The organism is Bacteroides neonati (genome assembly GCF_000499785.1).
Lineage (GTDB): Bacteria > Bacteroidota > Bacteroidia > Bacteroidales > Bacteroidaceae > Bacteroides > Bacteroides neonati.
This window is the reverse complement of the sequence record NZ_HG726024.1, coordinates 138,376-153,439: the sequence shown is the minus strand read 5'-3', so window position 1 is coordinate 153,439 and position 15,064 is coordinate 138,376. Positions and strand designations below refer to the sequence as shown.

Here is a 15,064-nt window from a genome sequence, read left to right as displayed (position 1 = left end):
TTTGTTATAAATGTCTGCCTGTACGTACCTCTTCCTGCTGCTCATTGTCGATAATCTCCTTATGTTCCACCTTGTCACATATTGCAACCCGGTTTCCCGCCCGAATCAATTCCGGCAGAACAGTATCGAGGTCATAGGTTGGGAAAGAGACAATATCCACTTGATTTTTTAAGCCGCTCTCCATGCCAATAGCTTTCTCTAATTTCAGTAACTTGGAAACCTTGTCGGCATCTTCCGCATACGATTCATAGCTATCCCCATTGCGGAATAACAGGATTGCATCCGGGTGTTTCGTTTTGATTTCTCCGTATTGCTTCAGATTGATCTGTGGGAGCGCACTCTTCTCTTCCATGTCCACTACTTGAATCGACTTCAGCAAATCATTGAATACTTTGGCGGCAAGGTTCGTCTTGTATTCCGCCATATCTTCCGCCACCCACATCCGTTGCCATTGTTGGGGGGTAATCTCCCGTGGTTCCACTTTGGGGATACCGTCAATGACCGGGGCACAGAGAATGCGTTCATCTTTAGTCTTGTAGATAACCACACGCTGTATCTTTGATAAATCTGCCTCATTGTCTTTACCGCCGCCGAATAGGTCAATCTTCAATTCTGGATAATTGGTCGCCAAAGCGTGATACTTCTGCGCCAGTTCCGTGCGCAACCGTTCTCCTTGCTCATATTGCCCTTGCTTGATGGTCGAGAAGAATTGATTGATGTCCGCTTTATCCGGATAGACACTGAACGAAGGTTCATTCTGTGGTTTCAAATACAGAATCCATCGGTTGTTGTCGTCCCGTAGCATCTGTATTCGGTCAAACAGTACGTTGGCTTTTTGTACATGTTCGCTCACGTCAAAGTGGGATACTGCCTCCAGTGACTTTCCATTCAGCTTGTTGAGCGAAACATCCTTTCCTTCAAAATAGCTGTCATCTGGACGGTAGCCCAATATTCCGTCATTATTGTAAAAGCGGATATACCGATAACCTTCCTGCAACAGTGCATCTTGAATACGCTGTTTGGAAAATCCGGGAATATTGTAATTTCGTACCTCTGCATGTGCGGCAACACGTTCATCTGCCGTCATCACCTCATCTGGAGTCAGGCGGTAAGGGCGTTTCTCCCCATTGGGCATAGCCACTACACCGCCTCCCATAGCGCCTGCCGGTATCACAACATCAACGATGCCTGAAATATTGTCTTTTACGACTACCATTTCTTTCGTACTTCTGTCAGGCAACTTTTTCAATTCGTCGGCAATGAAGTAGCTGCCTTTCGTGTTCCATTGTTCCGGTATTATCTCGGTGCATATTTCGGCTATTTTCGCTCCATTATCCACCGCTTCGGTAAAAGCGGTTTCCACTACTTCCGGATCTTCATGCCTAGTTTGTTCCAAAGCGTAGTTCTTCTCCTTTTCGTAGTGTGACAGGCTGAATTTCTCCAAAAAGGCTGTTTTGACTTCCGGTGAGGGGAAGTTACGTTCGTCTATCTTCATGCCCCCATGACGGATCACATCCAGCAGGATAGCACTTTCCCTGCTGTCCACCTGTGGTTTCTGTTTCTCCTTCATCTCTGTGGTTTGCTGCTTGTTGCGAAAAGTGGCAAATTCGATCTTTTCTCCTTCTTCCGCTCTGCGGATAATATCCACAGCGTTGTTCACATCAGCTTCGATGGCATCTATCAGGCAAGGATTCTCTTTCAGCTCCCGTGTCCAGTATTCTACCAGAGACAGACTGTCATTCGATAGTTTCGATGGTAGTCCCAGTTCCATCATTTTTACACCCGAAGCCAGTTCCGCCACCAGTTGTTCGTATTTCGTGGCATCTTCTGACGGAGCCATGCCACCTTTCATTACCATCCCCTGACGTGCCATCCGTTGTTGGTGTCCCGTTGCCGTAACCACTTGCCGCATCAATTCCTGTACATAGTCATTGTACTGACCGAAGTGTTTCTTTTCGGGGATATACACCGCATTTTTCTCTGAATCATAATATACGGTACCCGTAACGCTTTTCCGGATAGGAACTAAATTATCACGCATCCGCAATGCGAAATCATTCACCTCGATACGGAGCTTTCCCTCTTCATTTTTAGGATGTTTGCGGTCTTCATACCTGCCATAGCGTTCCACCGATTGCTCATACCTTTCTTTATCAATGAATGGCAAGGTTGTCTGGTCGATATTAAACATGGTCTGTACTTCCCGGTTACGAATACCTTTATAGAGAGCTTTCTCTTCGTTTGGTAGTTTCAGATAGTCTTCCCTGCTGATGGTATCTTTGGGGTTATGGCGGTTCACATACTCTTTCCAGCGATACCAGAAAAACGGTGCGCCGGTTTCACGTTCACGGATGGCTTCGCCCCGTTGCTTGGCATCTGCAAACAACGTGTACAGATTGGTCTTGTAACCGTTCTGGTCAGCGTGCATACCCAGCACCAGGGAGTTGAACGGACTGACGGCAGGCCCTTTGGGGTAGATTCTCGGCAGGCTTCTCGATGAAGTGTTCAACCAGTACCCACCGCTGACGGCAGCTCCATTCAATGCGTTTGTCAGTAATTCCACTTGTCGGTTGGCAGCGTGCTGCTCCTGTCTATTTTTCTGCTTCATGGGTATGTTTTTTTGAGGATGCTGCTGTGTATTCTCATTCAATTTGGTTTCGATTAAAGTGATGTCCTTCTCGAAATACCGATCTGCTTTTACCTTCTGTATAATGTCAAGACGGCCAATCAACTTTAGCTCCTGATAGGATGCTGTCTTAACAGCTATATTAAAGCGATCCATGAACTTCTCTGCATCTTCCGTGAGATCGTAAATATTGGGATTTATAGAGATAATCTCTTCATATCTCTGTGCATCCTTCGTTAGATCATACTTTGCCAAAAAGGGAGCTACTCTCTGCTCATCAATGATCCCTCTCACATTCAATAATCCCTGTCCACCGAACGTGAGTGACTTCTCTAAAGCGGCCACCTGTTCAACCCTCAACGCACTATCAGCGATGCCATCAACAGCTTTTCTTGTTTCTGGATCTTTAATGGAGCTATCTGCTAATTCAGTTAATTCTTCTTTACTCATAATTTAATTATTTGATAACGACCGTTCTTTCCCTACCTTCCGATTGATTATTCTCCGCAGTCCGGTAATTCTCCTGTGCTACTTGCCGCATCTGATCATTTTTAGCCAGCACCGCATTGGATAGCGTATTCAGCGGTAACGCTCCGGCTTCATACGCATCTACCACAGAGTTTGGCAATTGAATACTGCACGGCACTTTGTCTATGGTAGCGATAAGACAATTTCCTTGTAGTGCAGGATTTCCGATACGTGGATTCAGCGGTTCATCAGAATAAGTTTTGAAGTGCGGTTCCATTCCTGCACTTTGCAGCGGTCGTCCTTCCTGCTTTTCCATCGCTTCGTGACCGGCTTTATTAAGCAGATTCAATCCTCCCATACCAATCAAGACCATCTTTAGCAGCGGATTCTTCACAAACATTCCTATCAGAATGGAAGCAATAGGTACCATCGAATCCTTTATGTTCAGAGATTTTGTCTTTCCCGTAAAGAGCCCTATGAGCATATCAGGAAGCATGGACACTACATAGCCGATATTCTTGCCGATATCCCCCAATCCATTTAGTCCGACCGAACCAAAGAGATTACCCCACCCGTTTTCATTGGTGGATGTTTTCCCCATATCTGATTTGGCAAGATTCTCCGAATCCTCTTTCTCAGAATGCAACTCCGATTTTTCCACTGCCGATTCCTGTGCTTTTTTTCTGGAAACTTCCTGCTCTCTTTTCAGATTGTCAAGATACTCCTGCTCATGTCCGGGTGCGACCACCATCGGTACTTGGGCATATTCCGCTTTCTGTTTTTTTTCCTCCACAACGGGTGAAGCGAGTTCCCAAAGCGGTTTTCCCGATTCTGCCACCCAGAAAGGTTTCTCAGTTGGTATAGCCATTTTATTTGTCAGTTGGTTATTGAATGATTGCACATAGCCGTTCTCCCACGGGTTGATTGCATTGCTCCGTTTCCTGAAATCCTCAAAGACATTCTGCTTCGAATCAAATACACCTTTACTGATGCAATCTTCGATAGTGACGGTCTTCTCTTTCCGTTTCTTGTCGAGAAGAAAATCTACTCCGGTAAAGACGACTTCTGTTTTGAACAAGTTGGCGATAGCCCCCCAAGAAGAAAAGCCACCCGTCGTAACCACATCAGCCCCAAACGCCACAGCTTTTCCCGCACCTTTCTCTACCATATTCGGATGATAAGCGGCTTCACCTTTCTTTTCTATTTCCTGTCTCAATGGTGAATTAGATAGTGATTGCGTCAATCCCAACAAGCTCTCTGAAGCTCCTTTGCGGAGTATATACTCCACGGATGATTTCGGCATCCGGTCCGCTACCATCTTGTTAACCATCATCTGTTCCACACGGTAATCCACGTAGGCGGAAGCAAGGTCGCCTCCCAATTCCTTTGAGAGCGTATCATACCTCTCGCGCCCGATTTCCGCAACCACAGTATTTCGCCACTCTTCGGCCATACGCCCCAAATCTTTCTGAAAGTCTTTTGAGGAACTTATCCGCTCACGGCACATCTCCACATAGTCTTCTGCGGTTTTACTGTTCCATTCACCGGTCAGCTTGACAAACTGCATGGAATCGTCCGGCATACCATTCATACCGCTGGCCGCCGAACGTAGGATTCCGCTGATACTGGTGGTATAGTCGCTGTATTCCTTTAGCTGCTTTTTAGACAGTTCTTGCTGGACATTACGCATAACCGGCTCAAATTGACTGTCGAAATAGCGTTGCAGACAATACTCAATCTCTGCGAACCGTTGTGATTGTTTAGGACTATTCATGAGATATTGATTTGTTTCAGTAATTGCACTTTTGTTTGCTCGATGGCATTGCGATAGACTTCCATCTGTTTGGGAAAATACTCTTCAAGCATGATATCCTTCTCTATCTGACTTTGTAGAAAGCGAACAGCCGTCTGCCGGGTGATTTCGATGGAATCTTCGCCTTCTTCCTGGTTGTTGAACCATGCCTTCGTCCACCACCGGATACCTGCCTGATCAGGATAGACCGTAATCAGCCTCGGTATGTCAAAGCTCTGCACGTCTATTTCCAGCTCTGCCAGAGGGTCGATGATTCCTCCGCTTCTCAGAGCTTCGTCAGAAGTTTTTTTTTATCGCTTTCGCTCAGGGTGGACAGGAATATCTGATGCCGTAACGCCATATAGTTCAGAAAATCGCCAATCAGCAAGTTTTGCACTTTGGCCGCCACCGGCACAGCTCTTTGCCCGACACCCAAGGGATTGCTCAATGACGGTATCATTTCATAGAAATAGTTCTTGACGGCCGACAAGGAGAAGATATTGCGAAGCGACTGCTCCGTATGTTGTGGCAATAAGTATTTTCCGTCGTTCAGTTCTGCCAGGTAGTCGGGATAGAAGCGCAGCATCAGTTGCTCTACTTCCTCCTGATTGTCTTCGAAGTCTGTAGGAATATCCATGTCGATGGTATCAAAATCCGGCATACCCACTTCTCCTTGTTGTTGCATCATCTTGAGATTACCGTAAATCATGGTAAGAAATTCAAGAGGATTGATTTCTTCTCCGTCGTATCTCACCTCTATATGAAGAAGTTCTCCACTGACACTTGCCACGCTTCCCGCCTTTACCTTCGTTCCAAAGGTCGCCAGTACATTGGTCAGATGAGCGTAGGTAACTTCATATTTGCCGTATCGGATGACCTGAAAGAGTCCATGACGTGCGTCACTTCCGATACCGCTGACGATTCCATCCGCACAGGCTGACAGCAGATAGTGCTTGGTGATAAAGTCTATTCCGTGATGGAAAAACTCTTCTCCACTCTTGGGGTGAACCTGTGTCCCGTAGTCCAATGACATACGGACTTCACCCTTACGCTCTTCAAAGGGCATACAATAGCCGCTTTTCGATTGCAGATTCATTTCTTGGGTATAGTTCATATTTTATTTATTTGAATTATTTACTATTATGCTTTTGACTATACGCTTCTCTAACCTTCTCATACAACTTCTTCTGCTTCTTCGTGAATGGCATAAAAGAATGATTAAGCCATCGGCAGATATAGTAGCATTTATCATCGGAGTAATCTCTGTTTTCAGATGTGATAATCCAATCTATTATTAAACCACCTTTCTCCCTTGCTCTAATAAAAGCATCAATGAGTTTTGGGGTTTCAATTAGCGCGTCCGCATTGCTTGTAAGGTTCGCTTTGGGACATACCCTGCAACCAACCCTTTTCTTTTTTTTGTATTCTGGATTAATAGGCAGGTAATACTTGAGCAGGTAACCCCAAACATCATTATCACTCCAATCAATAATTGGCTTTAGTTGGATGACACTTGCAGTTCCTACCGATTGACAATTTTCCTCGAAATAGACATCGATCAATGCCTTATTTTTCTTCAGCACAGTTTTGTTCTTGGTTTCAAAGGCTGTTCGCTGTTTTCGCTTCGCGCTTTCAGCCTTGCGAACCCCTACAATACTACATGCGTCAACGTACTTGGCGTTGTGCTTATAGTCATTGCAGCAGTATGCTGCTTGAACGGTTGGAAGGAAGCCATTGTGTACTTTCCAGATGTTTTCGATAAATCCATACTTGTAATCCCTTCGTCTTATTACATTCGGATAGTTTTCACGAATAAACCGCCGGGTAATACTACTTTCAAATGAATGATTGAAGTATGCTTTGAACTTAATTCCCGAACGCAGGCAAAGGTCGTAGACCACTTGACTATCCTTGCCACCTGAAAATCCTAAGCAAATATCAAATTCCATCGCCTTAGCTATCTTTGCGAACTTCTGAATCCGCTGGATAGCTTGCTGCTCTATTTCATCCGAAAAGATGTTCATTACTTCTTGATTTTCAATTATTACTACTTTACTAATCTCCTACATTACTATTCCACTACACTCTTGTTTTACTACTATCCTGTCAGTAGTACAAGAATTATCGTCTCATCCCTCCGTTTCGTTGCACATCCTGTGATTCACTCTGTGAGGGTTGTTCCGTTTGAATACCTCGGCTGTTACTTCCGATAAGCATCATGCCCATCAAAGCCCCGGCAATCTTTCCCAACCATCCGAACCTCCCGAAGACGAGCAGTGAGGACGCTACCAGTCCGAGCATACTCAACCCCGACACATTACCTTTGCCGATATTGCCGAAGAAGTTCCCAAGCATATCCAACCCGTTGCCGCCAAGCATATTTTTAAGAAAACCGCCGATTCCGCTCCATGCACCCGATGCGCCCGACACGGAGGAAGAAATGCTCTCCATGTTTTCGCCGACCTTCTCCACCATGTTTTCCACCTTGTCGGAAGCTTTGCCGGCTACTTCCAAACCTTTGTCAACTGTTTCTTCTCCAACGAGAACATCGGCGGCAGTTCTGACAATAGGTTTGTCGTTTACGATGTTTTCCCATGCCAGATAGCCCATTCCACCGCCTACGACCGCAGTCTTCGTAGCTTTCCCCAATCCAGTCAAAGTCCGTTGCGGATGAATCATCGCATCTCCCATCGTCTTGGCAGCAGACGAGTTTGCCGCCTGTTTGCCATATTTTAGTGACGAATCTGCCACCTGCTTCCCATATTTTAGTAAAGTTGCCCATTTACTCATATCGTTTGATTATTATATTGGTTATTATCTTTTCCCGTTAGATTTCCACCTCCGCATACAGGTCTTTGCTATGTCCGACTTGTCCACTTTCGGTCGTGCCCCTTCGTCTATCTCCCTCCATACATCCCCGAAGGAGGTATATTTCACAGCTCTGCCTAGTCTCAGTAGTTTCTTGTTCATCACTTGCAATTTGGGCCGGATAGCCAGTACGATTTCGATGCGTTGCTTCTCCGTCATCTTGGTATTGCTAAGGCATACCTGTCGGATGTCATTCACAATCTCCACACTTCCCAGAATCAAATCCCGATAAATCTGGTTACGCCGGGGTGTAAGAGCCACAGCAAAGGCTCCCTGTCCGTTTTCCCGAAGCTGTTTGTTCAGTTCCCCCATAGTGTCGGACAGTTTGCCGACTTCATGGTAGAATCCATATATCTGCGCTGCATAGCTGATGATGTCCCTGAAAGAGTCGAGGTACTCATTGTACTGTCGTTGCAGGTCGGTAGTCGCTTCCACTTCCTCCCGAATCCACAGATGACCGGTAGTCTGCATCATCATGGTTTTCTCCTGTGCCTTGAGCTGGTCTTTCGCCTTGTCGGTATAGGCGACAATCATTCCAGCCAATGTAGGATCTGTCTGTGCTTGCGCCTGTACCACAGCCAGCAATGCGAATAAGCATCCGAATACAATTTTTGTTTTCATATCTGTACCAGTTAATCATTGATGGCTTTCGCCGCCCGCTTCCATCGCCCCAATGCCATGACCGCCACTTCTCCGGGTGTACGCTCCAGCATTCCGGCTGTCGCATTGTTCCACACATCCGTCATTGTGTAATAGCGGATGCTCAGATACAGCCGGTTTAGTTTCTTATGGAATGTTCCCAATTTATCAGACAACGCCCACATCGTCTCACTACGTTCCGCTCCGGTCAGCATATTCTGTTTGCCGCCTGTCGCCACTGCGTTTCTCAGTAGCGTATAGACCGTCACCAGTTCCGTGGCGGTTTCGATATACAGGTTATTCATAGGGATGGTAGCGACCAATCCTTGCGCATTCTTATTGATGGCATTGTGTAGCTTTCCGAGTGTGATAAAGATTCTTACACCATCTTCATACAGAGTAGAAGCCGCTTTCAGCGAAGAAGCGTAACCACTGGCCGTTTGCAGATAGCTGCTGTATTTGCGCTCCCATTCGTGAATCTTGTTAAATTCAGCAGCGATGGTATTCTGTAGCACGGCAGTCTTCATTTGGCCTTCCGTTTCTGTCTGCACCTGACTGTTGATAGCTTCATTCCCTTCCGCAAGGGCGACCCACTCCAAGGGATTGGTTTGCACATATTGCGCCCTGATTTCCTGAACACCCAACAGGAGACACACCATCAGGCTAACGATTTGTAATTTCATAGATGCCCTTTCTTCGTTTGTTATATTCCACCCGTTCACGGATGAGCGACACTAAATCAAGATCATTTTTCAATCCGGTAATGACCAGTTTGGGATTGCTTCTGTCACCTGAATAGATAGTGACCGTTTTCAATCCGCATATTTGTTGCGGAAGGGTACGGTGTTCATTGAAGTCCACAATGCGGTAGAGTTCCAGATAGTCACTCTTTCTGGTGAATACCCCATATTCCATGATGAGTTGCTCTCCATTGATGCGGTATTCCATCCGTCGTAGATAGACAAAGGCATACAGCAGACGCAGGGCAAGAAGTACCGCCGCAACTAAAATCAGGTTGGTAAACGGCATATCATCCACACCGGCTACAATCAGGCAACCGCCCGTGAGCAGAATGCCTGGCAGCTCATTGATGATGAATTGCAACCAGTGAGGTTGCAGAAATAGCGTTCTGAATCTTATTACGGTTTCTTCTCTCATGGTTATCTATGAAAATGGCTGATTCTTTCTTCTTCCTCGTCATATTCTTCATCTCTTTCTTCCGGACGATTTCCAGTTGCGACACTGTTTTCCGAAACTTTATCAACAGCATTGTCTTCCCCTGCCACGATCCTTTTGTCCAGCAATTGATCGTTCCAGTCCTTGTATTCTTTTTCACACGGCTGATAGATGGTTCGTCCGGCTGACTCATAGTGAGATGCAGCATCTTTCATGGCTGCTTTGTACGCTTCATACGAAGTCTTTAGCTCATCACCAATATCTTCCAGATCCTCTTGACAGACCAATCCACTGTATTTGGCCGAATGAAATTCCTCACAGGCTACCTCATACCTCCCGTAGGCATTCAATAAATCAGGTGGCAGTAGATATTCATCTCCGGAGAAAATATCCTCTTTATTCCGTAAGCTATCCATGTATTCCGTCATTTCACTCCCCTGTCTTTGAGTATCTGCACCCAGTATTTTCAATAATCGGTCAAACTCAAACAGTTCCGGATTTAGTTCATGCCGCTGATATTTATCAGTAGTATCTACCACTATCAGCTTGCCTTTCGGCGTGACGTGTGTGTTGAATGTTTTTCCTGCCTTGGTCAATGCAAAATTGATAGCGAACATCTGCCCGGCACGGTCTCTGTCAAAACACAGGTGGTGATTGGCTTCAGGTGTTTCTGCTATCATTCCCTTGAATTGGCGCATACTCGGATTGCCTCCGGTACTTACAAACACAGACTTGTCAAGTCGTGACAACTCTTTTTCCAAATCCCGGTTTCTACCGTTTTTTAGCTCATTCTTAGTAATCTGATAAAAAGCCATCGCGTCGTATGCGCTCTCAAACCAATACACGTCTTTCGCATTATCCAATGCTTCACCTGACGGGCAGGCTATCCACAGACCTTCCGTAGCATTGCTTCCGGCAGCCATTCCCTTATACGTAGCCTTCCCTTCGGCATAGGCGCGGCCCCGTTCTTCCATTCCCACGATGGTTGCCAAATCAGTAGGTTTACGCAAGGGAAAAGAGAGATTGGAATAAGTTTTTCCATTGGAAGCTTCTCTCATGGCAATGAAGAAATAATTGCTAAACGCACGCTGGGTATCAAGAGAAATCCCTCTCGACTTGAAATAGGGATAAAAAGCTTTTTGGCTGTCCCAATCATCCTTGCGGAAATCCTGTCGTTTATACTCTTGCAGGTCAAATGTCTTTTCCGAACGTTCTCTCTCTGTCACAATTGAATGTCGCCTGTCAATCGGTTGATTAAGCAACCGGTTACATACGAGATTGACCAATCGGTCCGTATTCATCCCCAGAGTATATTCCGAAAAGAAATGCGGATGTTCTTTGATAAACGAGATGACATTGTAGTTCTTTTGTTCCGGCGGCTGGTAACAACATAGTCCATTGCCTGTGACAATGAACTTGTCGCCACGCACACGCCGCCCGTCACTTCCCATCTTCACGTAAGATGGATAGCGTAATCCATCACGCCTGTTAAGACTGTAACCGGCATCTGCCAACAAGTCCTGTATGTTGATGCGCCTCTTAAAATCTTCGTAATTCAGTTCTGCCATAAGGATGCTATTTATTTGTTTACATTCAGCGACCGAGTTCCCGCTGCATCATCTCCGTATTGACCGCCGCTTCATAGTTCCGTGCGGCCACATCCATCGGACTATCTACTCCGGGTTTGAAATAGGCTCTCGCTTCCGGCCCGTGTCCGTGATGCTCCACAAACACCTCCGGACAAGGACGGTCATAAAGTCCTCTTCCGAGTTCTCCCAATACCGTTACACCCGCCAAAAGTGCCGCTCCAATCTTGGTTCCCAATGCCACGCCGTCACCACGGCTTTTCACATCCACTTCCCCGAAAATTTTCGAGAAAAGTTTCATACGGTGAAAGTCGTCTATGGCCATAAACTTATCATATTGCTTTTGGCTGATCTCATGGCTGACGGTTTCTCCGTCAATCACAGCGGTCATCTTGTATTTGCCTTCCGTTACCGGCTCCACCCGTATGGCATCCACAGTAACCTCCCTGCCATGCTGACCTTCCCTGAACCAGCCTTTGTTTTGATCCAGATACCCCAAATCATTGCCGTTCATTACGACCGTTCCTTTGGGCAATGCCTGTTCAGTCCGTATTTCTATGCCGTCTTCCACATTTGCACCTGGTCGTCTCTCTTTCCCTTCCATCATCTGTAGCTGATAGTTCAAGTCTTCCAGAACAGCAGGTTGCAAGGGTATATCAATGGATTTTTTGCTGTTGAGCAACTCCAATGTAATAGCACCGTTGAAGTCCTCCTTGATAATCTCATTAAGCATATCCAGTCGCTTTTCTACAGAGGCTTCTTTAATGGAATTATGGGTCAGTGTCTTCACTTCCTCGTCGGTCAGGTCATATTGGAAGTCGGCTTGCGTGGCCTTAGACTGTATAGTCAGTTTCTTAGCCTGTGCATCGACAATAATGCCGTGACTGCCCAAGCATTCCTGCCACTTATCATTCGTGAAGTACACGGGTGAAGTGATAAGCTCCTTATAAGGTTTCGCTGCTTCCGCACTTCGGTTGCTTGCCTGTATGGGAGTAATCACACTCTGCAAGTCTTTCAGCACATCCTGCCCGGCCACCGGCGCCGTCTGCTGACCTTTATAGTAGAATCCGTAACCGCCACTCTGTAGTTCTCCGGGTTTCATGCGTCCATCGGGACGTTCCGGTACCATAGGAGCACCGGGATAGTACAAGTTCCCTCCGATACGCCGTAAGTGGAATCCTTCCTGTTGTCGGGGAGTCCAGCCAAGAAACCGATCTCCCCAGGCATGGAAATGCCGGGGTATGCCCGTCCGTCCGTATTCTCCTGCACCGATACGGTAGCCATGCAGCCCCATCGCCACACGCCCGTTGGCATTGCGTGCGTGAACGAAGTCCTTGGGCATGTCAAAGTCCGTCGCCACAATACTGGCAAAGGTATTGTAACTCCGCTTGTTGGTGAAGTTGGTTCCTCCGTCGGTCAGCGCCATAAGTTGCTTCTCACTAATCGGATAAGTCAGTACGGGTGAATCATGACCTTGCACGGTCAGGCTGAATCCATTGCTGCTTCCCGTGATATGCGCATGCATTCCATTCCGAATAAGAATGTCCTGCAATTCTACTGGCAAATCCAGTGGAATGGGGTTGGTATTCTTTCTGATTGTCATCTGCTGATCGTTTGTTTAAGCATCACCGTTTTCCAAAGCTTCCTCCAGCTGCTGTTGTTTCAACTCGATATAGGCTTCTGCCGACTTTTCATTGATGGATAGTCCTCTGGATTTGCAATACACTATATATTCCTGTTTCCATTCCCGTGAGTGGTGGTTGACGTAATCAAGCCAGCCAAATTCTCTTGCCTGAACTTTCTCCACCAGCTCTTCTTCTGTGTAGAATTTCTCTTTTGCCATCGTTCTTACAATTTAAGAGTAGTAACTTGTGATTTGCGGCTTTCGCCTTTCCGTCTCATCTCTTCCCACATTTCATCAGTGTACTCTTCTTCAGGGATGTAGTCCAGGTTTCCCCCTTCATCCATCATCCAGCACCCGAAGCATCCGTAGTTGTACTTCTCCCAGTCTTTCTTCACCTCCGCGTTCCATTTGCGTTCATCACCTGCACAGATACGGATACCGGTGGATTCGTTCAGATCAACACCCACAGTGATTGTGTCATCATCGGTCAGGATAGTCAACGGATTTCCGTTCTGTAGACAGTTAAGTTCTGCATTGTTCAGGTGAAACTCATCGGCTATGACCTGAAGGTTTCTGCCTATTACCGGAGTGGGTACATAGAGTATCTGCTGCGTTCCCTTGTCTATCTGTAGAAAAGCTTGTATGTCCTTGCCATCAGCGGTGGTCATTTTATCAATGACCGCTTTGTCGGACTGCAATTTATTTCTGTTCTTTTCGCTAAACTTCTTCAGTTGTGCTTGTTGCAGTTGCGGATAGAACAATACATCTACCCGGTTATCTTCCGTTCGATAAAGAGAAAAGCGGGTACGGCTTTTGTAGGTGTTCCCTTGCTCATCAGTAAACTCAATAGGCAATACCGGAGAACGATAGCCTTCCGCAATTTGTGACAGGGCATGTGTAGGCAGGTCGCCAATCATTTCCTGAGTGAGACTGAATTTTTGGAGAGTCTTATAGGGTATCTCCGCGTCCGAAAATCTGTTTCTGTTCATAGTTGCTATATGTTTAATAAATAATTTTTCGAGCAAAAATAGAGGATGGATGGTGCGATAAATAGTGCGTTCTCTTTTATCTCTCTGATTTTCGACTTATTTAGCATCGTGGATTAAAATCATACCTGTAATCATACTCAAAGGCATAAATTTAGATATGGTTTGAAACATTGGGATTGAGTATAAAAACACAGTATGATTACCTACAGGATGTTAAAGAACGATTGTTTGAATGATGATTATGCCATAGTTCACAGAGGTGAGATATACTTTTACCCAATGAAATCACTACTAACAATATTCATACTCTTTCAGAATTGCTTCTTTCTTCAGGCGCAATTCTACACGGTAAGCAAACAGCCAGCTTCATATAAGGTACAGAAGCAGCAAGACCTCCCCGAAGTAGGGGAGGCCAGTAAGAATGATCCCTCTACTAAAGTAGGGAAATCAAAAGCGGAATGTCCGAATGAATGGATTCAGCAGTATCTAAGTGTCTCTTATCCGATGGATAGGATGGTAGTCAATTCTCCTTATGGATGGCGACGCGACCCGTTCACCGGCAAACAGAGCCTACATAATGGTATCGATTTTCACGCAAGGAGCAATGAGGTCTATGCGGTGATGGAGGGGGAGGTTATTAAGGTGGGGCATGATAAGCGTTCCGGCAACTACGTTACCATACGTCATGGCAACTATACCGTGAGCTACTGTCATCTTTCAAAGGCTTTGGTAAGAAAAAATACAGTAGTGAAACCGGGGGAGGTGGTTGCTATCACAGGCAATACAGGTACACGGACAACGGGGGAACACCTACATTTGTCGGCCAAGTACAAGGGTAAATACATCAATCCGAATATTTTGCTGGATTTTATTAAAGAGACCAAAGATAAGGCTATCGCCCGTTACTCTTCTCATGCTGCTCATAATCAAATGGGCTATTGTCATTCGGCAGAGTCTTATCCTTGACGAACCACTTCAAGATCAGGAACGGCCAAAAGATAGGAATAGCCAACATGATGATGGTATTCCAGTTGGTGCCATCGCTTCTATTCCCTTTCTTTCGGGCACAATCCTTCTCATTATCTTTAGGCAGATGACGTATAATAGGTGCAACAACATAACGCCCGACAATGATTGCCAGGCTAATCCATGCACAATGAGGTATGAAGAGCAACCCCAATATCAGTAGCCAAAAACCGACATTGGAGGGTGACATGAAATGACGGAGCATCTTTCCGACTATTCTCAATAGAAAAAAGGCAACTACAATGATGAGTATGTACGACATAGGTTAAA

At 45.9% G+C, this 15,064-nt stretch carries 15 protein-coding genes; 1 reads left to right on the top strand and 14 read right to left on the bottom strand.

Annotated features, from left to right (window positions below):
- Nucleotides 1-4 precede the first annotated feature (4 nt).
- The 13 genes from TY03_RS15705 to TY03_RS15645 form a co-directional block, all read right to left on the bottom strand.
- Complete coding sequence (locus TY03_RS15705; RefSeq protein WP_187374005.1) at nucleotides 5-3,076, bottom strand: MutS N-terminal domain-containing protein; 3,072 nt, start codon at nucleotides 3,074-3,076, stop codon at nucleotides 5-7.
- A gap of 7 nt (nucleotides 3,077-3,083) precedes the next feature.
- Nucleotides 3,084-4,868, bottom strand: a complete 1,785-nt coding sequence (locus TY03_RS15700; protein ID WP_042371671.1) for a hypothetical protein — start codon at nucleotides 4,866-4,868, stop codon at nucleotides 3,084-3,086.
- Entirely contained in the window at nucleotides 4,865-5,149 is a 285-nt protein-coding gene (locus TY03_RS15695) for a hypothetical protein (protein ID WP_042371669.1), read from the bottom strand. Before TY03_RS15695 ends, TY03_RS15700 begins: the two co-directional genes overlap by 4 nt.
- A 23-nt stretch (nucleotides 5,150-5,172) precedes the next feature.
- Nucleotides 5,173-6,000: a M23 family metallopeptidase gene (locus tag TY03_RS15690; RefSeq protein WP_042371666.1), complete on the bottom strand. Its 828-nt coding sequence runs from the start codon at nucleotides 5,998-6,000 to the stop codon at nucleotides 5,173-5,175.
- A 16-nt stretch (nucleotides 6,001-6,016) separates the two neighbouring features.
- Complete coding sequence (locus tag TY03_RS15685) at nucleotides 6,017-6,910, bottom strand: phosphoadenosine phosphosulfate reductase family protein (RefSeq protein WP_042371664.1); 894 nt, start codon at nucleotides 6,908-6,910, stop codon at nucleotides 6,017-6,019.
- Between the two features lie 97 nt (nucleotides 6,911-7,007).
- Nucleotides 7,008-7,676: a hypothetical protein gene (locus TY03_RS15680; protein ID WP_042371662.1), complete on the bottom strand. Its 669-nt coding sequence runs from the start codon at nucleotides 7,674-7,676 to the stop codon at nucleotides 7,008-7,010.
- Between the two features lie 24 nt (nucleotides 7,677-7,700).
- On the bottom strand, nucleotides 7,701-8,375 hold the full coding sequence (locus tag TY03_RS15675; RefSeq protein ID WP_042371661.1) for a hypothetical protein: 675 nt from the start codon (nucleotides 8,373-8,375) through the stop codon (nucleotides 7,701-7,703).
- 11 nt (nucleotides 8,376-8,386) lie between these two features.
- Complete coding sequence (locus tag TY03_RS15670; RefSeq protein ID WP_042371658.1) at nucleotides 8,387-9,076, bottom strand: hypothetical protein; 690 nt, start codon at nucleotides 9,074-9,076, stop codon at nucleotides 8,387-8,389.
- Nucleotides 9,057-9,551: a PH domain-containing protein gene (locus tag TY03_RS15665; protein ID WP_042371656.1), complete on the bottom strand. Its 495-nt coding sequence runs from the start codon at nucleotides 9,549-9,551 to the stop codon at nucleotides 9,057-9,059. The genes TY03_RS15670 and TY03_RS15665 overlap by 20 nt, the downstream gene beginning before the upstream one ends.
- Before the next feature lie 2 nt (nucleotides 9,552-9,553).
- On the bottom strand, nucleotides 9,554-11,137 hold the full coding sequence (locus TY03_RS15660) for a toprim domain-containing protein (RefSeq protein ID WP_042371655.1): 1,584 nt from the start codon (nucleotides 11,135-11,137) through the stop codon (nucleotides 9,554-9,556).
- A 25-nt stretch (nucleotides 11,138-11,162) separates the two neighbouring features.
- Complete coding sequence (locus TY03_RS15655; RefSeq protein WP_042371653.1) at nucleotides 11,163-12,758, bottom strand: hypothetical protein; 1,596 nt, start codon at nucleotides 12,756-12,758, stop codon at nucleotides 11,163-11,165.
- A gap of 15 nt (nucleotides 12,759-12,773) precedes the next feature.
- The gene (locus TY03_RS15650; protein WP_042371650.1) at nucleotides 12,774-12,998 is read right to left on the bottom strand and encodes a hypothetical protein; all 225 of its coding nucleotides are present in this window, start codon (nucleotides 12,996-12,998) and stop codon (nucleotides 12,774-12,776) included.
- Nucleotides 12,999-13,003: 5 nt separating this feature from the next.
- Complete coding sequence (locus tag TY03_RS15645) at nucleotides 13,004-13,768, bottom strand: DUF4099 domain-containing protein (protein ID WP_042371648.1); 765 nt, start codon at nucleotides 13,766-13,768, stop codon at nucleotides 13,004-13,006.
- A gap of 279 nt (nucleotides 13,769-14,047) precedes the next feature.
- Between TY03_RS15645 and TY03_RS15640 the strand changes: the two genes are divergently transcribed.
- A complete protein-coding gene (locus TY03_RS15640) occupies nucleotides 14,048-14,734 on the top strand; it encodes a M23 family metallopeptidase (protein ID WP_042371834.1) in 687 nt (228 codons plus the stop codon).
- On the opposite strand, the gene TY03_RS22530 is transcribed toward TY03_RS15640, so the two are convergent.
- A complete protein-coding gene (locus TY03_RS22530) occupies nucleotides 14,661-15,056 on the bottom strand; it encodes a hypothetical protein (RefSeq protein WP_148335685.1) in 396 nt (131 codons plus the stop codon). The genes TY03_RS15640 and TY03_RS22530 overlap by 74 nt on opposite strands.
- Between the last annotated feature and the right edge of the window lie 8 nt (nucleotides 15,057-15,064).

Coding starts and splice junctions, on each gene's coding strand:
- TY03_RS15705 (WP_187374005.1), bottom strand. CDS start 3,076: ATGAGTAAAGAAGAATTAACTGAATTAGCAGATAGCTCCATTAAAGAT.
- TY03_RS15700 (WP_042371671.1), bottom strand. CDS start 4,868: ATGAATAGTCCTAAACAATCACAACGGTTCGCAGAGATTGAGTATTGT.
- TY03_RS15690 (WP_042371666.1), bottom strand. CDS start 6,000: ATGAACTATACCCAAGAAATGAATCTGCAATCGAAAAGCGGCTATTGT.
- TY03_RS15685 (WP_042371664.1), bottom strand. CDS start 6,910: ATGAACATCTTTTCGGATGAAATAGAGCAGCAAGCTATCCAGCGGATT.
- TY03_RS15680 (WP_042371662.1), bottom strand. CDS start 7,676: ATGAGTAAATGGGCAACTTTACTAAAATATGGGAAGCAGGTGGCAGAT.
- TY03_RS15675 (WP_042371661.1), bottom strand. CDS start 8,375: ATGAAAACAAAAATTGTATTCGGATGCTTATTCGCATTGCTGGCTGTG.
- TY03_RS15670 (WP_042371658.1), bottom strand. CDS start 9,076: ATGAAATTACAAATCGTTAGCCTGATGGTGTGTCTCCTGTTGGGTGTT.
- TY03_RS15665 (WP_042371656.1), bottom strand. CDS start 9,551: ATGAGAGAAGAAACCGTAATAAGATTCAGAACGCTATTTCTGCAACCT.
- TY03_RS15660 (WP_042371655.1), bottom strand. CDS start 11,137: ATGGCAGAACTGAATTACGAAGATTTTAAGAGGCGCATCAACATACAG.
- TY03_RS15655 (WP_042371653.1), bottom strand. CDS start 12,758: ATGACAATCAGAAAGAATACCAACCCCATTCCACTGGATTTGCCAGTA.
- TY03_RS15650 (WP_042371650.1), bottom strand. CDS start 12,998: ATGGCAAAAGAGAAATTCTACACAGAAGAAGAGCTGGTGGAGAAAGTT.
- TY03_RS15645 (WP_042371648.1), bottom strand. CDS start 13,768: ATGAACAGAAACAGATTTTCGGACGCGGAGATACCCTATAAGACTCTC.
- TY03_RS15640 (WP_042371834.1), top strand. CDS start 14,048: ATGAAATCACTACTAACAATATTCATACTCTTTCAGAATTGCTTCTTT.
- TY03_RS22530 (WP_148335685.1), bottom strand. CDS start 15,056: ATGTCGTACATACTCATCATTGTAGTTGCCTTTTTTCTATTGAGAATA.